At 63.5% G+C, this 21,724-nt stretch carries 26 protein-coding genes; 16 read left to right on the forward strand and 10 right to left on the reverse strand.

Going from position 1 to position 21,724, the window contains the following annotated elements; genetic code table 11:
• Positions 1-626: 626 nt before the first annotated feature.
• The 3 genes from AD670_RS16035 to AD670_RS16045 are packed head-to-tail and all read right to left on the reverse strand — an operon-like array spanning position 627 to position 2,200.
• On the reverse strand, positions 627-869 hold the full coding sequence (locus AD670_RS16035; protein WP_053134187.1) for a cytochrome C oxidase subunit IV family protein: 243 nt from the start codon (positions 867-869) through the stop codon (positions 627-629).
• A 7-nt stretch (positions 870-876) separates the two neighbouring features.
• Positions 877-1,440, reverse strand: a complete 564-nt coding sequence (locus AD670_RS16040) for a cytochrome c oxidase subunit 3 (RefSeq protein ID WP_053134190.1) — start codon at positions 1,438-1,440, stop codon at positions 877-879.
• Positions 1,424-2,200 carry a CbbQ/NirQ/NorQ/GpvN family protein gene (locus AD670_RS16045; protein WP_053134195.1) on the reverse strand — a complete coding sequence of 259 codons (777 nt, stop codon included), beginning with the start codon at positions 2,198-2,200 and terminating at the stop codon, positions 1,424-1,426. Before AD670_RS16045 ends, AD670_RS16040 begins: the two co-directional genes overlap by 17 nt.
• Before the next feature lie 300 nt (positions 2,201-2,500).
• Here AD670_RS16045 and nirS point away from each other — a divergent pair, with 300 nt between their 5' ends.
• The 11 genes from nirS to AD670_RS16100 are packed head-to-tail and all read left to right on the forward strand — an operon-like array spanning position 2,501 to position 11,320.
• Positions 2,501-4,069, forward strand: a complete 1,569-nt coding sequence (nirS, locus tag AD670_RS16050) for a nitrite reductase (RefSeq protein WP_256243913.1) — start codon at positions 2,501-2,503, stop codon at positions 4,067-4,069.
• Positions 4,070-4,093: 24 nt separating this feature from the next.
• Positions 4,094-4,408 carry a c-type cytochrome gene (locus AD670_RS16055; RefSeq protein ID WP_053134200.1) on the forward strand — a complete coding sequence of 105 codons (315 nt, stop codon included), beginning with the start codon at positions 4,094-4,096 and terminating at the stop codon, positions 4,406-4,408.
• A 16-nt stretch (positions 4,409-4,424) separates the two neighbouring features.
• Entirely contained in the window at positions 4,425-4,742 is a 318-nt protein-coding gene (locus AD670_RS16060) for a cytochrome c (protein WP_172681486.1), read from the forward strand.
• On the forward strand, positions 4,739-5,908 hold the full coding sequence (locus AD670_RS16065; protein WP_053134203.1) for a cytochrome D1 domain-containing protein: 1,170 nt from the start codon (positions 4,739-4,741) through the stop codon (positions 5,906-5,908). Before AD670_RS16060 ends, AD670_RS16065 begins: the two co-directional genes overlap by 4 nt.
• Before the next feature lies 1 nt (position 5,909).
• Positions 5,910-6,368, forward strand: a complete 459-nt coding sequence (locus tag AD670_RS16070) for an Lrp/AsnC family transcriptional regulator (RefSeq protein ID WP_053134206.1) — start codon at positions 5,910-5,912, stop codon at positions 6,366-6,368.
• A complete protein-coding gene (locus tag AD670_RS16075; RefSeq protein WP_053134209.1) occupies positions 6,365-6,880 on the forward strand; it encodes an Lrp/AsnC family transcriptional regulator in 516 nt (171 codons plus the stop codon). Before AD670_RS16070 ends, AD670_RS16075 begins: the two co-directional genes overlap by 4 nt.
• Complete coding sequence (locus AD670_RS16080) at positions 6,873-7,316, forward strand: Lrp/AsnC family transcriptional regulator (protein ID WP_053134212.1); 444 nt, start codon at positions 6,873-6,875, stop codon at positions 7,314-7,316. The genes AD670_RS16075 and AD670_RS16080 overlap by 8 nt, the downstream gene beginning before the upstream one ends.
• Positions 7,291-7,800 (forward strand): Lrp/AsnC family transcriptional regulator, encoded by a 510-nt coding sequence (locus AD670_RS16085; RefSeq protein WP_053134215.1) that lies wholly within the window; start codon positions 7,291-7,293, stop codon positions 7,798-7,800. The genes AD670_RS16080 and AD670_RS16085 overlap by 26 nt, the downstream gene beginning before the upstream one ends.
• 3 nt (positions 7,801-7,803) lie before the next feature.
• Positions 7,804-8,985, forward strand: a complete 1,182-nt coding sequence (gene nirJ, locus AD670_RS16090) for a heme d1 biosynthesis radical SAM protein NirJ (RefSeq protein ID WP_053134218.1) — start codon at positions 7,804-7,806, stop codon at positions 8,983-8,985.
• Between the two features lie 44 nt (positions 8,986-9,029).
• Positions 9,030-9,869 carry a uroporphyrinogen-III C-methyltransferase gene (gene cobA / locus AD670_RS16095; protein ID WP_053134221.1) on the forward strand — a complete coding sequence of 280 codons (840 nt, stop codon included), beginning with the start codon at positions 9,030-9,032 and terminating at the stop codon, positions 9,867-9,869.
• Entirely contained in the window at positions 9,866-11,320 is a 1,455-nt protein-coding gene (locus AD670_RS16100) for a cytochrome D1 domain-containing protein (protein WP_053134223.1), read from the forward strand. Before cobA ends, AD670_RS16100 begins: the two co-directional genes overlap by 4 nt.
• Before the next feature lie 805 nt (positions 11,321-12,125).
• On the opposite strand, the gene hemN is transcribed toward AD670_RS16100, so the two are convergent.
• From hemN to AD670_RS16125, 5 genes are all read right to left on the reverse strand, one after another.
• On the reverse strand, positions 12,126-13,511 hold the full coding sequence (hemN, locus tag AD670_RS16105; RefSeq protein ID WP_053134226.1) for an oxygen-independent coproporphyrinogen III oxidase: 1,386 nt from the start codon (positions 13,509-13,511) through the stop codon (positions 12,126-12,128).
• A complete protein-coding gene (locus tag AD670_RS16110; protein ID WP_053134229.1) occupies positions 13,498-14,817 on the reverse strand; it encodes a coproporphyrinogen III oxidase in 1,320 nt (439 codons plus the stop codon). The genes hemN and AD670_RS16110 overlap by 14 nt, the downstream gene beginning before the upstream one ends.
• 77 nt (positions 14,818-14,894) lie before the next feature.
• Positions 14,895-15,338 carry a CopD family copper resistance protein gene (locus AD670_RS16115; RefSeq protein WP_053134234.1) on the reverse strand — a complete coding sequence of 148 codons (444 nt, stop codon included), beginning with the start codon at positions 15,336-15,338 and terminating at the stop codon, positions 14,895-14,897.
• An 86-nt stretch (positions 15,339-15,424) separates the two neighbouring features.
• Positions 15,425-15,970, reverse strand: a complete 546-nt coding sequence (locus AD670_RS16120; protein ID WP_053134237.1) for a putative natural product biosynthesis protein — start codon at positions 15,968-15,970, stop codon at positions 15,425-15,427.
• 62 nt (positions 15,971-16,032) lie between these two features.
• On the reverse strand, positions 16,033-16,416 hold the full coding sequence (locus AD670_RS16125; protein ID WP_053134239.1) for a DUF2946 domain-containing protein: 384 nt from the start codon (positions 16,414-16,416) through the stop codon (positions 16,033-16,035).
• A gap of 181 nt (positions 16,417-16,597) precedes the next feature.
• Between AD670_RS16125 and AD670_RS16130 the strand changes: the two genes are divergently transcribed.
• Positions 16,598-17,203 (forward strand): SCO family protein, encoded by a 606-nt coding sequence (locus AD670_RS16130; RefSeq protein WP_053134242.1) that lies wholly within the window; start codon positions 16,598-16,600, stop codon positions 17,201-17,203.
• On the forward strand, positions 17,203-17,670 hold the full coding sequence (locus AD670_RS16135) for a copper chaperone PCu(A)C (RefSeq protein WP_053134245.1): 468 nt from the start codon (positions 17,203-17,205) through the stop codon (positions 17,668-17,670). The genes AD670_RS16130 and AD670_RS16135 overlap by 1 nt, the downstream gene beginning before the upstream one ends.
• Before the next feature lie 193 nt (positions 17,671-17,863).
• On the opposite strand, the gene AD670_RS16140 is transcribed toward AD670_RS16135, so the two are convergent.
• Positions 17,864-18,193 carry a DHCW motif cupin fold protein gene (locus AD670_RS16140; protein WP_053134248.1) on the reverse strand — a complete coding sequence of 110 codons (330 nt, stop codon included), beginning with the start codon at positions 18,191-18,193 and terminating at the stop codon, positions 17,864-17,866.
• A 140-nt stretch (positions 18,194-18,333) separates the two neighbouring features.
• Here AD670_RS16140 and AD670_RS16145 point away from each other — a divergent pair, with 140 nt between their 5' ends.
• The 3 genes from AD670_RS16145 (at position 18,334) to AD670_RS16155 (ending at position 20,232) form a co-directional block, all read left to right on the forward strand.
• The gene (locus AD670_RS16145; RefSeq protein WP_053134251.1) at positions 18,334-18,819 is read left to right on the forward strand and encodes an HIT family protein; all 486 of its coding nucleotides are present in this window, start codon (positions 18,334-18,336) and stop codon (positions 18,817-18,819) included.
• Positions 18,820-19,296: 477 nt separating this feature from the next.
• On the forward strand, positions 19,297-19,788 hold the full coding sequence (locus AD670_RS16150; protein WP_053134254.1) for a GNAT family N-acetyltransferase: 492 nt from the start codon (positions 19,297-19,299) through the stop codon (positions 19,786-19,788).
• Between the two features lie 18 nt (positions 19,789-19,806).
• A complete protein-coding gene (locus AD670_RS16155) occupies positions 19,807-20,232 on the forward strand; it encodes an N-acetyltransferase (RefSeq protein WP_053134257.1) in 426 nt (141 codons plus the stop codon).
• 178 nt (positions 20,233-20,410) lie between these two features.
• Here AD670_RS16155 and AD670_RS16160 read toward each other — a convergent pair whose 3' ends face one another.
• A complete protein-coding gene (locus AD670_RS16160; RefSeq protein ID WP_053134262.1) occupies positions 20,411-21,619 on the reverse strand; it encodes a YgcG family protein in 1,209 nt (402 codons plus the stop codon).
• Between the last annotated feature and the right edge of the window lie 105 nt (positions 21,620-21,724).

Genomic DNA, 21,724 nt, shown 5'->3' on the forward strand with positions numbered 1-21,724 from the left:
GTTGGGGTTACGGTCGCGGGTGGAGGCGGCGGTTTGGGCGATGGAGCATTTGCGGCAGGCGGGGTGAGTTTGTTTGTGTACATATCCGTTGCTGCGGTAACGGCTGATATTGGTTCCGCCCTTACGGCGGGTCACTTTGGAAAAGAGCCCCCAAGTAACCAAAGGGCTCTTGCCCCACCACTCGGCACCTCGCTTGGGCTCGGTGTGCCCTCACTCAGGCTTGAATCCGTGGGCCGCCGTCATGGGCCATCCTTGGCCCAGGACGGCTAACCCGGCGTCCTGCCGGGTTACCCACGGATTCAAGCCTGCGTTCGGCCAGCGTGTTTGACGGGGCGCCTAAGATCAAGATCAAAAGCCAGAGCAAAAGCCAGAGCAAAAGCCAGAGCAAAAGCCAGAGCAAAAGCAGGCTGAGGCCTACCTGCTGGATGGAGATCCAAATGTGGGAGGGGGCTTGCCCCCGATGAGGGAGTGTCAGTTGATGGATTTGGTACTGACCCACTGCAATCGGGGGCAAGCCCCCTCCCACATTTACCGAGTACACCAGACCCAACACCGGTCGGCTCTAAGGCCGCCGCGGCTTGGCTTTTGATCTGGAGTGAGGGCATACCGAGCCTCGTAAGCAGCCGCTACGCAAATAACGGATATGTACTCAGTAAAGCGACCACAACCACCCCCCACCCCAGCATCAAAAATCTCCACAACACTGGCCCACGCCGCAAGTCCATAAACCCATCCACAATCACCCATCCCTTGACCACCGCCAGCAACAACACCCCCCACCACAACCCGGAGGCCCCCGTCAGTACAGTGCCAACGCTCAGCACCACCAACATCAGCCAACACAGGATCAGCGTCTGGGAATCCGTCATACCCACCTCAGCGAATCACATAGACCAACGGAAACAGCACCACCCACACCAGATCCACCATGTGCCAATACAGCACCCCCGACTCCAGCCCGTCGACTGACAGCCCGCCGCACCAGCAGGCCAGCGCCAGCCACCCCAGAATCACCATCCCCAGCAGCACATGCAGGAAATGAAACCCCGTGAGTATCCAGTACAAGGTAAAAAACGTGCTGTGCTCCAGGCCCAGTCCGGCAGCGCCCAGGTGGGCATACTCGGTGAGCTTGATCCCCACATACACCAGCGCCACCAACAACGCCCCCCACAACAAGCAAGCGCCCCGGCGCGAATGCCCCAAACGCACCTGCTGTACAGCCAACGCTGCCAACAAGCCTGCGGTCAGCAGGCTCAAGGTCATCGCCAACCCGGTCGAGGTATGCAGCTGTGCGCGCCCTTCGGCAAACAGCTCGGGCTTGAGCACCTGGGTCACGGCAAATGCCAGGATCAGGATCGCAAACACCGACAGCTCGGCGAGGATGAAGAACCACATCGCCAGGTCGCCTGGCAGGCGGCGCGGTTCAGGCAAAGTGCACATCCACCACGTCCATCAGCGCGGCGACGGTCTGCGGGTCGTCGCTCAAGGGTTCGGCCAGGCACGCCAGGCAGGCTTCGCGCGGGCTCATGCCGGCGCCGATCAAGCGTGCGGTGAAGATCAGCAGCCGCGTCGAAGCCACCTCCTCCAGGTCATGCTGATCAAGCCGACGCAGCGCCTGGCCGAGGCGCACGACCTGGGCGGACAGCGCCACATCCACACCGGCCTCGCGGGCGACGATGCGTTCCTCGTCGGCCACCGGCGGGTAACCAAAACGCATCGCCACGAAGCGCTGGCGGGTGCTGGGTTTCATGCCCTTGAGCAGGTTCTGGTAGCCGGGGTTGTACGACACCACCAGCATGAACGAGGCCGGCGCCTTGAGCACTTCGCCGGTGCGTTCCAGGAACAGTTCGCGGCGTTCATCGGCAATCGGGTGCAGCACCACGGCGGTGTCCTGGCGTGCTTCGACAACTTCGTCGAGGTAGCAGATCCCGCCTTCGCGCACGGCGCGGGTCAGTGGGCCGTCCTGCCACCAGGTGCCGTCGGTGCCGATCAGGTGGCGGCCGAGCAGGTCGGCGGCGCTGAGGTCGTCGTGGCAGGCGACGGTGTACAGCGGCAGGTTCAGGCGATGCGCCATGTGCTGCACGAAGCGCGTCTTGCCACAGCCCGTGGGGCCTTTGATCAGCACCGGCAGGTGGTGGCGCCAGGCGTGTTCGAACAGCTGCTGTTCGTTGTCCTGCGGTTGGTAGAAGGGCTCGGTCATTACGCGTACTCGCAACGGGTTCGGCCCCCACGCTAAGGGCCCCTGCGACAACCTGGCAAGCACGTACAACGGCAAACTTGATCGCCGTCAAGCGAGCATCGCGCCACTGCAACATAGTCTTGCCTGGCACTAAGAACCTGCGCTCTACCCCGCCTTCGCCGGGCATCGCAAAGGTCTTGCCTGAGGAGATACGGAATGCTGACTCGCAACAGAAAACCCTGGGTCCTGAGTCTTGCCAGCCTGAGCTGCGCCCTGGCCCTCGCATTGCCCATCAACGCCCATGGCGACGCGCCGGCCGGGATGGTGAAAAGCCCCGGCGCGCCGGACATCAGCCAGGCTGAGTTCGACGCCTCCAAACAGATTTACTTCGAACGCTGCGCCGGCTGCCACGGTGTGTTGCGCAAAGGCGCCACCGGCAAGCCGCTGACACCGGACATCACCCAGGCCCGTGGCCAGGCTTATCTGGAAGCGCTGATCACCTACGGCTCCCCGGCCGGCATGCCCAACTGGGGCACGTCCAATGCGCTGACCAAGGCGCAGATCAGCAGCATGGCCACCTTCATCCAGCACACCGCGCCCACCCCGCCGGAATGGGGCATGGCCGAAACCCTCAAAACCTGGAAAGTGCTGGTCAAGCCCGAAGACCGGCCAAAAAAACAACTGAACACGCTCAACCTGCAAAACCTGTTCTCGGTCACCCTGCGCGACGACGGCAAGATCGCCCTGGTGGACGGCGACACCAAGCAGATCATCAAGCTGATCGACACCGGTTACGCCGTGCATATCTCGCGTATCTCCGCTTCCGGCCGCTATCTGCTGGTGATCGGCCGCGATGCCAAGATCGACATGATCGACCTGTGGCCCCTGGAGCCGACCAAAGTCGCCGAGATCAAGGTGGGCATCGAGGCCCGCTCGGTGGAGACTTCGAAGTTCAAGGGCTATGAAGACAAATACGCGATTGCCGGTTCCTACTGGCCGCCGCAGTTCACCATCATGGATGGCGAAACCCTGGAGCCCAAGCAGATCGTGTCCACTCGGGGCATGACCGTCGATAAGCAGGAATACCACCCGGAACCCCGCGTGGCGGCAATCATCGCCTCCCACGAGTGGCCGGAGTTCATCGTCAATATCAAGGAAACCGGCAAGGTGATGCTGGTCAATTACCAGGACATCAAGAACCTCACCATCACCACCATCGACGCCGCGCCGTTCCTGCATGACGGCGGCTGGGACAGCACCCACCGCTACTTCATGACTGCCGCGAACAACTCCAACAAGGTCGCGGTGATCGACTCCAAGGAGCGCAAGCTCACCGCGTTGGTAGAGGTCGGCAAGACCCCGCACCCTGGCCGTGGCGCCAACTTCAATCACCCAAAATACGGGCCGGTATGGGCCACCAGCCACTTGGGCGACGGCGGTATTTCGGTGATCGGCACCGACCCGATCAAGCACCCGCAATACGCCTGGAAACAGGTGGAATCCCTCAAGGGCCAGGGCGGTGGTTCGCTGTTTATCAAGACCCACCCCAACTCCCATCACCTGTATGTCGACACCACCCTCAACCCCGACGCCAAGCTCAGCCAGTCGGTGGCGGTGTTCGACATCAACCAGCTGGACAAGGGCTACACCGTGCTGCCGATTGCCGAGTATTCGGGCATCAAGCAAGGCGCGCTGCGGGTGGTGCAACCGGAATACAACAAGGCCGGTGACGAGGTGTGGTTCTCGGTGTGGAACGGCCAGACCGAAGAGTCGGCGCTGGTGGTGATCGACGACAAGACCTTGAAGCTCAAGCAAGTGATCCGCGACAAGCGCCTGATCACGCCGACTGGAAAATTCAACGTCTACAACACCCAACACGACATTTATTGAGCCCCATCAACACGAGGTCACCGAATGAAAAATATTCTCCTCGCACTGCTGGCTTCCGCCGCTGCGCTCAGCCTGCAACCGGTGTTGGCACAAGACGGTCCTGGGTTGTTCAACAGCAAACCCTGTGTGGGCTGCCACATGATTGACGGCAAACTGGTGGGACCGGCCTTGAAGGACGTCGCGGCCAAGAATGCCGGTGTGAAGGACGCCGCCACCACCCTGGCCAGCCATATCAAGAGCGGTACCCAGGGCAACTGGGGACCGGTCCCGATGCCGCCGAACCAGATCACCGATGATGAAGCCAAGGTGTTGGCCGATTGGGTCCTGACCTTGAAATAAGCACAAGGAGCACGCCATGCAAGCATCGATGATCGGTACGGCCATGGCGCTGCTCCTGCTGATTCCCGCGCGGGCAGCAGCCACCCCGGACGCTGCCCGCCTTGAACACCTGTTGACCCAGGATTGCGGGGCCTGTCATGGCCTGCACCTCACCGGCGGCCTGGGCCCGGCCCTCACACCGCAAGCCCTCGCCGACCACAGCCGCGACAGCTTGATCGCCACTGTGACCTACGGCCGCCATGCCCGCGCCATGCCTGGTTGGGGCCCGCTGCTCAGTGCCGGCGATATTGCCTGGCTGGTCGACCGCCTTTTGCAAGGAAGCCCCCCACCATGATGCGACCCACCTTGTTATCCCTGTGCCTGTTGCTGGGCGCCTGCGCCCAACCTGCGTTGCGCGGCAGCGGCGACCTGGGCCTGGTGATCGAACGCGCCAGTGGCAGCGTGCAGATTATCGAGAGCACCGGCATGACCGAACTGGCCCGTATCGAGGGGCTGGGCGACCTGTCCCACGCCTCGGCGGTGTTTTCCCGCGACCAGCGCTACGCGTATGTGTTTGCCCGCGATGGCGGGCTGACCAAGATCGACCTGCTGCGCCAACGCATCGAGCGGCGCATCGTCCAGGGTGGCAACAGCATCGGCGGCGCCATCAGCCAGGATGGGCGCTTGATCGCCGTGTCCAATTACGTGCCGGGCGGGGTCAAGGTGTTCGATGCAGAAGACCTGACCCTCATCGCCGACATCCCCGCGACCGCAATGGCCGATGGCAAGCGCTCGCGGGTGGTCGGCCTGGTGGATGCGCCCGGCCAGCGCTTCGTGTTCAGCCTGTTCGACACCGGCGAGATCTGGAGCGCCGACTTCAGCCACGGCAACCCGCCGCGCATCACCCGCTTCAAGGACGTCGGCGAGCAACCCTATGACGCGCTGATCACCGCCGACGGCCGCTACTACATGGCCGGGCTGTTCGGTGAAGACGGCATGGCCCAGCTCGACCTGTGGCACCCGGAGCGCGGCGTGGTGCGCGTGCTCAAGGACTATGGGCGCGGCCAGGCCAAGCTGCCGGTGTACAAGATGCCGCACCTGGAGGGCTGGGCCGTCGCCGATGACCAGGCGTTCGTGCCGGCGGTGGGACGTCACCAGGTGCTGGTGATGGACGCACGCACCTGGCAGCAGACGGCGGCGATCCCGGTGGCCGGGCAGCCGATTTTCGTCACTGCACGCCCCGACGGGCGCCAGCTGTGGGTCAACTTCGCCTACCCGGACAACGACCGGGTGCAGGTGCTCGACACCGAAACCCATCAGGTGGTCGCCGACCTGCGTCCCGGCCCCGGCGTGTTGCACATGGAGTTCACGGGGCGCGGCGAGCAACTGTGGCTGTCGGTGCGTGACGACGAACAGTTGCAAGTGTGGGACCCGTACCGCCTGACCCTGCTGAAAACCTTACCGGCCAAGAGTCCCAGCGGGATTTTCTTCAGCCTGCGCGCGCAAAAAATGGGGTATTGAAATGGACCTTGATTCGCTCAGCCAGCAATTGATCGAACGCTTCCAGCACGGCATGCCGCTGTGCGCCGAGCCCTACCGCGAAATGGCCCAGGTACTGGGCTGCAGCGCGGCCGAGGTGATGGCCTGCCTGCAACGCCTGGAACTGGCCGGCGCGTTGTCGCGCATCGGCCCGGTGTTCGAACACACCCGCGCCGGCGCCAGCACCCTGGCCGCCCTGGCAGTGCCGATCGAGCGCCTGGAACAAGTAGCCGCGCGCGTCAGCCAGTACCCGGAGGTCAATCACAACTATGCCCGCGAGCATCATTACAACCTGTGGTTCGTGCTCACCGGGCCCCATCGCCAACACCTGCAGCAAATCCTCGACGAGCTGGAGAAAGACACCGGCCTCACTCCCCTGGACCTGCCGATGCTCACCGCCTATCGCATCGACCTTGGATTTTCCCTCGGAGAGCAGCCGTGATCGCGCCACTGAACCACGAGCAGATGCTCGATCTGCGCCAGTGCCTGGAGCGCGGTTTGCCCATCGTCGCGCGGCCCTACGACGAGCTCGCCGAGCAGATCGGCGCCCACCACGATCAGGTGCTGCAACAGATGCAGCAATGGCATGGCCAGGGCCTGTTCCGTCGCGTCGGCCTGGTGCTCAACCACCGCGCATTGGGCTTTGTGGCCAACGCCATGCTGGTGCTGGATGTGCCGGATGCGCTGGTCGATGAAGTCGGTGCGCGCCTGGGCCGCGCGCCCGGCGTGAACCTGTGTTACCAGCGCCCGCGACGCCTGCCGCAGTGGCGCTACAACCTGTTCTGCATGGTCCACGGCCGCGAGCGCGCGGTGGTCGAGGCGCAGATCCAGGCGTTGCTGGAGCAGCATCTGCTCAGCGACCTGCCCCACCAACTGCTGTTCAGCACCCGCGCCTTCAAACAATGCGGTGGGCGTTTTGCACCGCCGCCATCGCAGGTATGGGCCCATGGATGAACTGGATCGGCAATTGCTCAACCGCCTGCAACACGGCCTACCGCTGGTGCGCCAGCCCTGGCAACAGGTGGCCGAGGAACTGCACAGCCATCCGAGTGAACTGCTCGACCGCTTGTATGCCCTGCTCAAAGACGGCGTGCTCACGCGCTTCGGCCCGATGTTCGACATCGAGCGTCTCGGCGGCGCCTTCACCCTGGCCGCGCTGGCTGTACCCGAAGCGCAGTTTGACGCCGTCGCCGAACAGCTCAACGCCCTGCCCCAGGTGGCCCACAACTACCGCCGCGAACACCGCTGGAACATGTGGTTCGTGCTGGCCTGCGCCACCGAGCAGGAGTTGGCCGCCACCCTATCGCGCATCGAGGCCCTGACCGGGTTGGCGGTGCTCAATCTGCCGAAGGAGCACACCTACCATGTCGGTCTGTATTTCCCGGTCTGACAACACCCTGGCCCTGCACCTGGTCGCCCTCACCCAAAGCGGCCTGCCGCTGGTGGAGGACCCTTGGGCCTGGCTCGCCGAGCAGTTGGGCATCAGCGTCGAATCGACCCTCGACCTGCTCAAGCGCCTGCAAGCCGAAGGCGCGATCCGGCGTATCGCCGCCGTGCCCAACCACTACCGCCTGGGCTATCGGCATAACGGCATGACCGTATGGGACGTGGCCGATGTGCACATGCCGCGCCTGGGAGAACTGATCGGCGCCCAGCCGTTTGTCAGCCATTGCTACCGTCGCCCCCGGCGCCCGGACTGGCCCTACAACCTGTTCGCCATGGTGCATGGCCGCAGCCGCGAAGAAATCGACAGCTACCGTGAGCACCTGCGTTTCCTGCTGGGGGATGCCTGCCACGCCGACGAGATGCTGGTGAGCAGCCGCATCCTGAAAAAGACCGGCCTGCGCCTGACGCCGGCGCACTCAAAGGATTAGCCCATGCTGCGAATCAGTCAGTACCTGCGCACCCTCGCCGGTCAATGCCCGCCGCCGCGCACCTCGCCTCCCGGCAGTGAGCGGCCGCCGGTGGTGATCTGGAACCTGCTGCGGCGCTGCAATCTCACCTGCAAGCACTGCTACGCCACCAGCGCCGACAGCGTGTTTCGCGATGAACTCGACACCCCGGCAGCGCTGCGGGTGATCGACGATTTGCACGACGCTGGGGTTCGCGTGTTGATCCTGTCCGGGGGCGAGCCGCTGCTGCGCGAAGACCTCTTCGAGCTCAGCACCTATGCCCGCGATAAAGGTTTTTTCGTCGCACTGTCGACTAACGGCACGCTGATCGATGAGCACAACATCCAGCAGATCGCCGACGCGCGCTTCGACTACGTAGGCATCAGCATCGACGGCCTGGAAGCGACCCACGATGCCTTTCGCCAACTGCACGGCAGTTTCCAGCGATCCATGCACGCCATTCGCCTGTGCCGCGAGGCCGGGATTCGCGTGGGCCTGCGCACCACCCTGACCCAGGACAACCATGGGCAGCTACCGCAACTGCTGACGCTGATGCGCACCTATGATGTACAGAAGTTCTACCTGTCACACCTCAACTACAGCGGGCGCGGCAAACGCAGCCGCCAGCTGGACGCGCACCGGCAGATGAGCCGCGAGGCCATGGCGCTGATTTTCCAGCAGGCCTGGAGCGATATTCAACACGGCGTGGACAGTGATTTCGTCAGCGGCAACAACGACGCCGACGCCGTGCTGTTGCTGCAATGGGTGCACCAGCACCTGCCCGAACATTACCCGCAGCTTGAGCACCTGCTGCATGCCTGGGGCGGCAATGCCTCGGGCAGCGGCATCGCCAATATCGACAACACCGGCGAGGTGCACCCGGACACCTATTGGTGGCAGCAGTCGGTGGGCAATGTGCGCAACAGCACCTTCCGCCAGCTCTGGCTGGAGCAGCCCGACCCGTTGCTGCTGCGCCTGCGCGAACACCCGCGCAGCCTCGGCGGGCGGTGTGCCGAGTGCCGCTGGCTGCCGATCTGCAATGGCAATACGCGCACCCGCGCCTGGGCCGATGGCGACCTCTGGGGCCCTGACCCCGGTTGCTACTTCAGCGACGCCGAGATTGCCTGCCAGCCGCCCACCCTGATCCCTTGCTCGACCACCCGGTGACACAACCGGGGGCCGCCTACCTGATGAAGAACCAAGGACGTCTCATGCACACTTCAACTGCCCACTACTCCACTGGCCTGCCGGCCAGTTTGCACAGTCCCTTGCACCCCGGCGAAGTCGCGTTGGTGGGCGCCGGCCCCGGTGACCCGCGCCTGCTGACCCTGCGCGCCTGGAGCCTGTTGATGCAGGCCGACGCGGTGGTGTTCGACCGACTGATCAGCGCCGAATTGCTCGCGCTGATCCCACTGACCTGCGCCCGCCATTACGTGGGCAAGGCCAGCGGTTGTCACAGCCTGCCCCAGGATCAACTCAACGAACTGCTCGCCGAGCTGGCCGACGAGGGCCAACGGGTGGTGCGCCTCAAGGGCGGCGACCCGTTTATCTTCGGGCGCGGCGCCGAGGAACTGGAGTACCTGCTCGCGCGCGGCATCCCGTGCCAGGTGGTGCCCGGCATCACCGCCGCCTCCGGGTGCAGCGCCTATGCCGGCATCCCGCTGACCCACCGCGACCTGGTCAATTCGTGCCGTTTCGTCACCGGCCACCTGCAGCGCGACGGCGCCTTGAAACTGCCATGGGCCAGCCTGGCCGAGCCGAGCCAGACGCTGGTGTTCTACATGGGCCTGTCGAACCTGGCGCTGATCGCCGAACATCTGGTGGCGGCCGGTTTGCCGGGGGATACACCGGCCGCCCTGATCAGCAATGGCGCGCGCGCCGACCAGCACGTCGCCCGTGGCACCCTGCGCCAGTTGCCCACCCTGGCCGCCGACTGTGCACCGGGCGTGCCCACCCTCACAGTGATCGGCCACGTCGTCAGCCTGTTTGCCGGCGCCGCCCTGCACTTCCCGGCCAGCCTGGCACCGGCCCGTGAAGCGGTGGCGATATGAAACGCCTGCTGCTGGTGCCGCTGCTCTGGGCGACGGCCGCGCACGGCACGCCAGCGCAGGATTACCGCCAGTATTGCGAAAGCTGCCATGGGCTTAATCGCATCGGTGCCACCGGCCCGGCGCTGCTCCCGGAAAGCCTGGGGCGGATCAAGCCGGAAGAAGTGTGCAAGGTCATCGAACACGGCCGGCCCGCCAGCCAGATGGCCGCGTTCGCGCCGCAACTGAGCGCCGCGCAGATGGATGGGCTGGCGCAGTTTCTGCAACAGCCGCCTGACTCACCGGCGACGTGGAACGAGCATGACATCCGCACCAGCCACAGCGTGCTGGCGGACCTGCGCCAATTGCCGAGCACGCCACAGCATCACGCCGACCCGCTCAACCTGTTTGTGGTGGTGGAGTCCGGCGACCATCACATGGATATTCTCGACGGCGACACCTTTGCCGTGCTGGACCGTTTCCCCACCCACTTCGCGGTGCATGGCGGGCCGAAATTCTCCCCGGACGGACGCTTTGTGTACTTCGCCTCGCGGGACGGCTGGATCAGCCAATACGACCTGCACAACCTCAAGTTGATCGCCGAGATCCGCGTGGGCCTCAACACCCGCAACCTGGCGGTGAGCAAGGATGGGCGCTGGGTGCTGGCGGGCAATTACCTGCCGGGCAACCTGGTGCTGCTGGATGCGCGCGACCTGTCGCTGGTCAAGACCCTGGACACCGGCTCACGGGTCAGTGCGGTGTACACCGCGCCACCGCGCAACAGCTTTATCGTCGCACTCAAGGATGTGAACGAGGTCTGGGAATTGTCCTATGCCGCTGCCCGCCCCAGCTTCGAACCCCGGCGTATCCAGGCCCAGGACGTGCTCGATGACTTCTCGTTCTCACCCGATTACCGGCAACTGATCGCCACCTCACGCAAGGCCGGCGGCGGCCAGGTGATCGACCTGGACAGCGGCCGCGTGGTCACCGACATCCCGCTCTCCGGCATGCCGCACCTGGGTTCGGGGACGTATTGGCAACGCAACGGGCAATGGGTGTTTGCCACGCCGAATATCAGCAAGGGGCAAATCTCGGTGATCGACCTCAAGACCTGGAGCCTGATCAAACAGATCCCCACCCTTGGACCGGGCTTTTTCATGCGCAGCCATGTGAACTCGCGCTATGTGTGGAGCGACGTGTTTTTTGGGCCAGACAATGATGCGATCCACTTGATCGACAAGCAGACATTGGAGATCGCCCACACCCTGCGGCCGATGCCAGGCAAGACGGCGGCCCACGTGGAATTCACCCGGGATGGGCGGTATGTGGTGCTGAGCATCTGGGCCACGGAGGGGGCGTTGATTGTGTATGACAGCCGGACGCTTGAGGAGGTGAAGCGTATCCCTATGAATAAACCGTCGGGCAAGTACAACGTGGGCAATAAGGTGGAGTTTGCGGAAGGGACGTCGCATTGAACACTGGCGACAGGCTGGAAGCAGCCAGGTCGTAGAGCGCATGGGCACCGCTGATCCCCTGTGGGAGATGTCGAGCTTTAGCGAGGCTTTGATGACGGCGGCACAGTTGATAGAGGGGCTGGCTGACCCACCGCTATCGGGAGCAAGCCCCCTCCCACATTTGAATGTTGTTGACAGGTAGAAAACGTCCGGCCGTAGGTCTGATGGGCACCGCTGATTCCCTGTGGGAGATGTCGAGCTTTAGCGAGGCTTCGATGGCGGCGGCACAGTTGATAGAGGTGCTGGCTGACCCAACGCTATCGGGAGCAAGCCCCCTCCCACATTTGAATGTTGTTGACAGGTAGAAAACGTCCGGCCGTAGGTCTGATGGGCACCGCTGATTCCCTGTGGGAGATGTCGAGCTTTAGCGAGGCTTCGATGGCGGCGGCACAGTTGATAGAGGTGCTGGCTGACCCAACGCTATCGGGAGCAAGCCCCCTCCCACATTTGAATGTTGTTGACAGGTAGAAAACGTCCGGCCGTAGGTCTGATGGGCACCGCTAATCCCCTGTGGGAGATGTCGAGCTTCAGCGAGGCTTCGATGGCGGCGGCATGCTTAGTAGAGGTGTTGGCTGACCCACCGCCATCGGGAGCAAGCCCCCTCCCACATTTGAGCTCGGTTGGCAGGTGGGAAGTTGCCCGGCTGTAGACCTCGTGGGCACCGCTGATCCCCTGTGGGAGATGTCGAGCTTCAGCGAGGCTTCGATGGCGGCGGCAGGTTGGTAGAGGTGTTGGCTGACACACTGCTATCGGGGTGCGTGCTCGGTCAGACGGTGCGGGAGAATTGGCCTTTGTGGGCGCCGCCCAGGTAGGCGTCGAAGGCCATGGCCACGCTGCGCACCATCAGTTGGCCCTTGGGCAGCAGTTGCAGTGCGTCGTCCCGGACCAGCAACAGCCCGTCCGCCACTTGCTCGTCCAACTGCGTCAACGCTTCGGCAAAATAGTCGTTGAAACGAATGCCGTGGGCCGCTTCGACCTGGGCGACATCGACGCGGCCGTCGCACATCAGGCCGTTGATCACCTCGCGGCGCAGTACGTCATCGGGGTTGAGCCGGTAACCGCGTTGCACCGGCAACATGCCCGCATCGATGCGCGCGTAGTACTGGGACAGCTCCTTGACGCTCTGGCTGTAGCTGTCGCCGACCTTGCCGATGGCCGATACGCCCAGGCCAATCAGGTCGCAATCGGCATGGGTGGAGTAGCCCTGGAAGTTACGTTGCAGGCTGCCATTGACGCGCGCCAGTGCCAGCTCATCGTCGGGCAGGGCGAAATGGTCCATGCCGATGTAGACATACCCGGCCTCGGTGAGGCGGCGGATGGTCAGTTCCAGCAGTTCCAGCTTGCGTGCCGGCGGTGGCATGTCTTCGGGACGGATCATGCGCTGGGCGCGGATCTGGCTCGGCAAGTGTGCGTAGCTGTAGGCGGCCACGCGGTCGGGCCGCAGGGCGATCAGCTTGCTCAAGGTCACGTCGAAGCTGGCCACGGTTTGCAGGGGCAGGCCGTAGATCAGGTCAACACTCACCGACTTGAAGCGTGCCTCGCGGGCCGCTGCCACCAGTTGCAGGATCTGCGTTTCGCTTTGCTGGCGATTGACGGCGGCCTGGACGTCGGGGTCGAAGTCCTGCACGCCGAAGCTCAGGCGATTGAAGCCCAGCCGGCGCAGGGTGTTGACGCGTTCGACGCTGATGGTGCGCGGGTCGACCTCGATGGAGAACTCATGGGCGTCGCTGTCATCCAGGCTGAAGTTGTCCGCCAGGCAGGCCATCAGTTCGGCCAGTTGCGCGTCGTCCAGATACGTCGGTGTGCCGCCGCCAAGGTGCAATTGGGTCAGGCGTCGCGAGCGCTCGAACAGCGCGCCCTGCATCTGGATCTCGCGCTTGAGGTACGCCACATACTCGACGGCGCGGTGGGTCTTGCGGGTGATGATCTTGTGGCAGCCGCAGTAGTAGCAAAGGCTCTGGCAGAACGGAACGTGGATGTACACCGACAACGCCTTGGGCGCGGCGAGCTGGTGACTGGCGCGCACGGCCTGGTGATAGTCGTCCAGGGCAAACGCGCTGTTGAACTGCGGCGCGGTCGGGTACGAGGTGTAGCGCGGCCCCGGGCGGTCGTATTTGTGCACCAGGGCACGGTCGAATTCAAACGCCGTCATGGTCGATCACCTCGTCGTTGGCGCTGACGGGGGTGGCGAGCACCGCCCGTTCGAACAATGCGCAGATGGCATCCACCTGGGGCAGGCCCGCAGGCAGCAGCCAGATAAACGTAGGCGACAACTCGACCAGACCGTCGCGGTGCAACGCCTCCAGCAGCGGCCAGAGGTTGGCGAAATAACGCCTGAACACCAGGCCGTAACGGCGCTCCACGGCCTGGATATTCAGTTCCAGGTCACAGGCCAGGCGTTCGGCGACATGCAGGCGCACCGGGTCGGCCGCCTCGCGAAACCAGCCTCGGCACGTGGCCGGTTGACCACTGGCCAGCTGCTCACGGTAGTGCGGCAGAACCGCCGTGTTCTGCGCGCACAATGTATCGATCTGGCTGATGGCGCCCAGGCCAAAGCCGATGTGATCGCAGTAGCCGTGCAGGGTAAAGCCTTCGCAGTTACAGCTGAGGCGACCGCGCTCCTGGGCCTGTTTGAGGTCATCGTCGGCGCGGGCGAACTGGCCCAGGCCGATGTAGTGATACCCGGCGGCGGTGAGGTGTTCAAAGCCGCTGCGGCGCATGACGATCTTATCCGCCGCGCTGCAAAACGCCTGGGGTTGCCGGCCCTGGTAGCGCACCGGTGGCTGGGCGTAATCGAACAGTTGCAGGCGATCCGGCTCCAGGGCAATCAGGCTGGCCAGTTTCAACTCGAAACTGGCCGGCGTCTGCCAGGCATGGCCGTAGCCGAGGTCGATGTTCACCGAGCGAAAGCCGAAGGTGCGCGCCGCATCCACCAGCGATTCGATAGGCGCCGGGTCCTGGTACCGCGCCTGGCACAGCGGTCCCTCGCGACTGACGTCGGGCACGCCGATGCTGGCATGGTTGAAGCCCTGGTCGCGCAGCAGGCCCATGGTGGCCCAGTCGGTGTGCCAGGGGTCGAGGTCGATACGGTAGTCGCCGCGGTCGTGGTCGAGGAAGTTGAAGCGGCTGTGCAGGTGTTCCAGCAACGTACACACCTGCTCGATGGTCGGCGTGGTGCCGCGCAGGTGAAAGTGCTCGACCGGCTGGCGCGGGCCGAGATGGCAGCCGATCAACTGGATTTCCTCGGTGAGGCTGCGCAGGTAGTCGGCGCCGCCGTCGACCGCCGGCCACTGCAGGTTCAACGCCAGGGGCCGCTGGCGCTGGCGACTGTCGCGCAGGGCACGCAACAGGTCGAGGGAACCGACACCGCCATGGAAGCGGCGCGTGTCCGCATCGCACGCCAGGTCCAGCACGCCCTGGCCCTGACGAAAGCGGGTGGGATGAAGATGGGTGCGCATGGCGGACTCCGGAGCGGGCGGCGGTGGTGCATTGTCCGGTGCGACTGGTCGGCGCACCTTGATATGCATCAAGGTCGTTACCAGCTGAGGTAAAACATGCCCTTGGCCAGCAACACAATGGCGACCATGTGCGCGAACAGGCTCAGGTGAATGAAGCGGCTATAGCGCGCGCTGACCTTGCCCCAGCGCATCCGCGCCATGGTCACCAGAAAGTGCAGCAACACGCTGGCGGCCAGGATCAACTTGAGGCCCAGCAACGTGCCGAACGAGGACGCCAACGGTGCCGCCAACGCCGGCAGGTAACGCAGCCAGACCATGCCGAGCCCGGCGCCGAACAGCACCAGCAACACCCACGGCATCACTACCCGGGCGCGCCGGCCGACGCCCTGCTCCACCAGCACCATCACCCGAATCGGCAAATGCTGGTGCAGGTGCCCCAGGATCAGCACCTCGAAAAACACCGTGCCGATAAAGATCAGCGCGGCGAACAGGTGGGCCAATAGCAACAGGAGGTAGAGCATGGAGGCCTCGCAGAGGGACCGGCCAGTGAGGACCCTCAGTGTGCGGACTTGCGCAGGCCGTGGCCTTGATGCCGATCAAGCGCGGTTCACGGCAGCGGCAACCAGCGGTTGAATTCGCCCAGGTGCGTCAGCGGGCTCCAGGCAAACTCCCACGCTGGAGCGGGCAGCACCTGTTGTTCGGCAGCCGCGAACCGAGCGTCCTTCCAATCGAACACCTTCGACCCGCGCCACGCCAGGACGATGCCCAGCGCAGGGCTCTGATCGGTACTGATCCAGCGCGCGGCGGCGGCGGCCATGAAGGCCTCGATGGGCTCGTCGCCAATCTGCGCGCGATACGCCGAGCCCAGCAGCCAACGACAGACGCTCAAGTGATACGTCCAGTCCTGGGCCGGGCGGTTGCGATAGGCCCAGGTCATAAAGCTGCGAAACAGGTTCAGGCCTTCGGGCGGGTCGAGCTTGAGCAGCATTGGGCAGACGTCGAACAGGGTGTGCCAATACGGCAACAGGCGCGCATCCAGGTGCACAAAGCAGCGGGCATTGCTGGGGTAGTCCGGGCGTGCCGGTTCCGCGCGCGGGCGACGGGACGCCTGGCTGACCAGGCGGCTGGCGCCTGCAGGCAAGTGATGGTTCATAAAGCGCACTCACAGTCGTGACGATAGAACGCCCCCTGGTCACAGGGGGCCCAAGGCACACGTCAGAATGCGGGGGATGCGCGGGGGTTGGCCGAGGGCCAGGAATAACGCGGCGGTGCCTTGTTGCGCCGTTCATGGGCCGGGCGCGGGGTTTGCCCCAGGCCTAACAGCCAGGCCAGGCCGATCAGGAACACCAGCGCAACGGTCAAGGCGTTGCACACCGGGCAGGCAAAGTAGTTCGAGATGTTGCTGGAAGACGGCGCGCCCAGCCCTTTGTCGGAAAGTGGCGCCTGTTTGCCATCCACCGCGCAGAACGCGCCACCGATCCCGTTGAGCTGCTGGCCCATCATCTGGCCATGGCCCAAACCGCACACGAACAGGTTCATCAGCACGCAGAAGTACAGGGTCCAGACGATCAGGGAACGGTCGGGGTGGCTCAATTTCATGGCGGCGACTCTACCATCAGAGCCGCAAAAGGATGAAGCGCGGCGTGCCCCTGTGGCAGAACGTCGCAGATTACGCGGGCTGGCCAGGGTTGGTAGACTTGGCGCCCTCCTTCTTTACTCCTTTTCAAAGCCTGCCGAGTTGATTTCGCGCAATGCGGGCGTTTCACAGGATGCACAGTTGATGAGTACGTTATTCACCCGCCGCAAGGTCCTGACCGGCATGGGCCTGTTGGGTCTGGGCCTGCTGGCCGGTTGTGACAACAGCCCGAAATTGAACTTCAAGTACGGCAAGGACTTGAGCGACAAGATCATGGGCCGCACCTTCAAGCTCAAGAACACCGAGGGCGACACTGTCACCCTCAGTTCCTACCGCGGCCTGATGCCGGTGGTGTTCTTCGGTTTCACCCAGTGCCCGGCCGTGTGCCCGACCACCCTCGCCCGCGCCGCCCAGGCCAAGAAGCTGATGGGCCGTGACAGCGAGATCATGCAGGTGATCTTTATCACCCTGGACCCGGAACGCGACACGCCGGAGATTCTCGACAAGTACGTCAAGGCCTTCGACCCCAGCTTTGAAGCGCTGTACGGCACCCCGGAAGAAATCGCCGTGGCCGCCAAGGAGTTCGGGATCTTTTATGAAAAGATCCCCGCCGGCGACACCTACACCCTGTCCCACACGGCCACCAGTTTTGTCTTCGACACCCGTGGCAACCTGCGCCTGGGTTTGCAGGCATCCCTTACCGCTAAAGAGTGCGCAGAAGACCTGCTCACCGTCATGGAGGTCTGCTAATGACTGCCGTTCAACACCTCAAGCGCTTCACCCTCAGCCTCGCCCTGCTGGGTTTCGCCGCCCACGCCAGCGCCCAGGTGCAAGTGACCGACGCCTGGGTGCGCGCCTCGGTGCCGGGCCAACCGTCCAGCGGCGCGTTCATGACCGTGACCGCCGACAGCGACAGCAAGCTGCTCAGCGTGGCCTCGCCGGTGGCCAAGGACGTGCAGATCCATGAAATGAGCATGAAGGACGACGTGATGCGCATGGGTCCGGTGGACTCGGTGGCCCTGCCGGCGGGCAAGGCGGTCAAGCTCGACCCGGACGGTTATCACGTGATGCTGATGGGCCTGACCGGTCAGATCAAGGAAGGCGACCAGGTGCCGCTGACGTTGACCGTGGAGAACGCCAAGGGCGAGAAGCAGACCGTTGAGGTTCAGGCCAAGGCGCGTGGGCTGGATGGCATGGACCATAGCAAGATGCATTGATGCAGCGGATTGGGGGGTTGTGCCTGTTTCTGTGGCTGTTTCTGTTTTTGTGGCGAGCGGGCTTGTCCCGCGTTGGGCTGCGAAGCAGCCCCAATAAGATCATGAAGTTCCTTCAAACAGACCTCGTCGGCAGGTTTCAGGGCTGCTTCGCAGCCCAACGCGGGACAAGCCCGCTCGCCACAAAGATCACTCCTCAATCCACGATAAACAGCTTCGCCCCGACACTCGTCGAGGAACGATGCGCCTCCATGTCATTGCCCACCTGGTAACTCATCCCGGCCGTCAGCGTGAACTGGCGGCCGTCCTCCAGCTCCGTGTGCAGCTCGCCTTCCAGGCACAGCAGAACATGCCCGCGCGTGCACCAGTGATCGGCCAGGTAGCCGGGGCTGTAATCCACTCTGCGCACGCGGGTGGTGCCGAAGTGGCAGGTGCGCCATGAGGCACTGCCGGTAACGCCGGGGTGAAGCTCGGGTTCGACGGTGGACCAGTCGGTGATGCCAAACGGGACAGCGGTGAGTTCCATGGCGTGCTCGGTCGTCAGTTAACGTGGCCTGAGGCTATCCACCCGACAACGTGCGCGATAGACACAGATCCCGTGGTTTTGTGGGATACAGGCGCGCGTGCTTGTTATCCTGCCCACCCTGCTCCCAAGGACGCGCACTGATGCAGATCGACCCCGCCTACATCCTGTTTGAGACCGAGCACTGGCTGCTCAACCATCACCTGGCTTCGAAGCTGCCGGGTTACCTGATGCTGGGCGCCAAGGCGCCGATTGACTCCCTCGCCGATATGCCGGAGGCAGCGTTGGCCGAACTGGGTGGACTGCTGGCAAAAACCCAGCGGGTCATGGACGCGCAACTCAAGCCCAAGTGGTTGTATATCAGCCGCTATGGGCATATGCCGGGGTTCCCGCTGCACTTTCATTTCATCCCGGTGTATGACTGGGTGGAGGAAGCATTCTGGCGGGATGAGCGCTATCGGCGGTTGCAGGGTTTGGGTTCGCAGGACCTGGCAAAAACGCTCACCGATGGCGCGGAACTGACGCTGTTTGTGTGGCGGGAGTTTGGTGAGAGCCTGATGCCTCCACCGATCCACGGGCCGTCCGTTACACAAGTGATCGCAACCTTGCGAACCCACTTTTTCCACTGAACAAGCCCACCCGTAGGAGCTGGCTTGCCAGCGAAAATCGTCAACGATGACGCGGCCATTCTGAATAAGCGCATTGCCCTCGGGCTTTTCGCCGGCAAGCCGGCTCCTACAGTCGGTGCGTCAGCGCGGCAGCGGTTTTTTCATCGGAATACACGCCAACTGCAACCCCGACGGCGAGTGGTAAATCTGTGGCGAGCGGGCTTGTCGAATCGTCGCACCGACCGCGTTGGGGGGCGAAGCGCCTCTGATGAAGAGGAAGGGGGTGTATCAGGCACTCCACTGCACCTGGTTTTGGGGCTGCTGCGCAGCCCAACGCGGGGCAAGCCCGCTCGCCACAGGTGACTGGTTGCCCGTTCTGTCCCTTAACTGACCGGCATTGGGTGCAAGCCCCCTCCTACATTTTGTTCTGTGTTCAGCGCAGAGTCCCAGCGAGGCCGTTATGATGTGGCCTTTCGCTCAACGCCCCAGGAAACGCCCATGCCCGCCCTCACCTTACGCAACGCCCTCCCCGCCGACGCTGCCCGTTGCTACGCGATTGAAATCACCGCCTACGAGGGCGACGAAGCCGCGACCCTGGAAAAGATCGCCACGCGCATTGCGCTATACCCGCAAGGCTTTTTGATCCTTGAGGCCGATGGCGAGGTGGTGGGTTTTATCAACGGCGGCTGCGCCCATGAAGTGGTGATGTCGGACGAGGCGTTCAAGGAACTGGTGGGGCATTCGGCCGAGGCGCCGAATGTGGTGATCATGTCGGTGGTGGTCGACCCGGCGCATCAGGGCAAGGGGTATTCCAAGGTGCTGATGACCGAGTTCGTGCAGCGCATGCGCGCGATGGGCAAGCGCACGATTCACCTGATGTGCAAGGAACAGCATGTGCCGTTGTACACCCGCATGGGCTACACCTATGTGCGCCCTTCACCCTCGGAGCATGGCGGGATGGCGTGGCATGAAATGCTGATGACGCTTTAACCAACGGAGGGTTTTGCGATGACCGCAGCGCTTATAGAAATCAGCGACCAACCCAACCCCGACGCCGAGCGCATTCTCGGCAACGGCCTCGCGGCGTTCAACGAAGGTATCGCCGGCTACAACGACCGCCTGCCACTGACGGTATTGATCAAAGACCCCGACACCCGGCAGATCGTCGGTGGCATCACCGGCAAAACCACACTGGGCATGGCCTTTCTCGACCTGTTCCACCTGCCCGAGAACCTGCGCGGCACAGGCCTGGGCAGCCGGTTGCTGCAAGCCTTTGAGGATGAAGCCCGACGCCGGGGTTGCCTGAATGCCGTGCTGTACACCCTCAGTTTCCAGGCCCCGGGTTTTTACGAGAAGTACGGCTGGGTGCGGTTCGGGGAAATACCCTGTGCGCCGCAGGGCAGCAGCCGCGTGTTTCTGTCTAAGCGGCTGTAAACGAGACAAGGCTTTTTGTAGGAGCGAGCTTGCTCGCGAAAAACTCACGGGCGCCGCGTTCATTCAGGAAGCACGCGTTATCGTTGACGTTTTTCGCGAGCAAGCTCGCTCCTACAGGAGGCGATGTAAGCTTAACTGACGGGCATTAGGGCTTGCCCCCTCTCCAAAAAGCCCGCCGTCACCAGCTCCCCGAAGCCCCGCCGCCGCCGCTGGAACCACCGCCGCCGGAAGAGCTGCTGGAGTCTGAGCTTGAGCTTGAATCTGAGCTCGAGCTTGAACCTGAGTCCGAACTCGACCCCGACCCGCCGCTGGTCTTGATGAAGATAAACAGCGCCGCAAACGACGCGATAGGGAATGCAAACAGCCAGCTGTTGCGCCCAAGCTCCATCAACATTCCCGCCGCCACATACACCGCCACCGCCGCCAGCAACCGCGCGATAAATCCCACGCGACTTTGCTGCCACGCCATCCTCATGACCGCGAACAGGACCAGGTACAACCCCAGCACCAGCAACGCGCCCAGGGGATACGCCAGCCAATAGATAAAGTCGACGTCGGCGTACCGATGATTCACCACGACCAACCCCAGGATGTAAACCAGCAGCCCGATAACGCAATAAAACACCGCGCGCGCCAGCCACAATGCACCGAATATCGCGCCGCCGATCAGCATGACCAGCGGTATCACCAGCAGGAACATCAACCCGTCGCGGCCGCCACCAAAAACCGCCAGCAGCACAGTAACCGCCACTGCGGCGATCAAGGCACGGCGCCAGTGCAGCTTGCCGGCGGCAAGCAGTACGCCGCCGATGGCGCCCGCGATAAATGCCAGCAACAGCGCGATGATCTGGGGGTTAAGGTCTGGCTTGGCGACTTGGGGCAAGTCACCACCGTCCACCAGCACCACCAGATCATTCACACCCTGGGCCACACCACCGGCATAGTCGCCCTGGCGAAACGCCGGGGTGATGTGCTCTTCGATAATCCGATGGGCCAGCAGGTCGGTCACCGTGCCCTCCAGGCCATAGCCCACCTCGATGCGCACCTTGCGGTCGTCCTTGGCCACCACCAGCAGGATGCCGTCGTTGACGTCCTTGCGCCCCAGCTTCCAGGCGCGGAACAGTTGGTTGGCGTAGTCCTCGATGCTGGCGCCACGGGTGGTGGGCACCAGCAACACTGCCACCTGGGCGCCTTTGCGTTGCTCAAGGGCGGCGAGTTGGTCTTTCAGACGGGTGGTGGTGTCGGCATCGAGGGTGTTGGTGAGGTCGATGACCCGCTGGTCAAGGGCCACGCCGATGGGCGAGGTGTCCGCCTGGGCCACGATAAACAGGCCGGTAGACATCAACACCAGCAGACTCAAGACGGATTGCCGCAACCACCGCATCATGTTTTGTTACCTGAAGTTTCTTCCTGAAGGTGTCGACTTTACCTTATCCAAGCTATAACGCGTGATCACGCGCGATGCTAAACTGCGCGCATTTATAGCAAAACG

The organism is Pseudomonas sp. MIACH, from assembly GCF_001269925.1.
In the GTDB taxonomy this organism is placed as follows: domain Bacteria; phylum Pseudomonadota; class Gammaproteobacteria; order Pseudomonadales; family Pseudomonadaceae; genus Aquipseudomonas.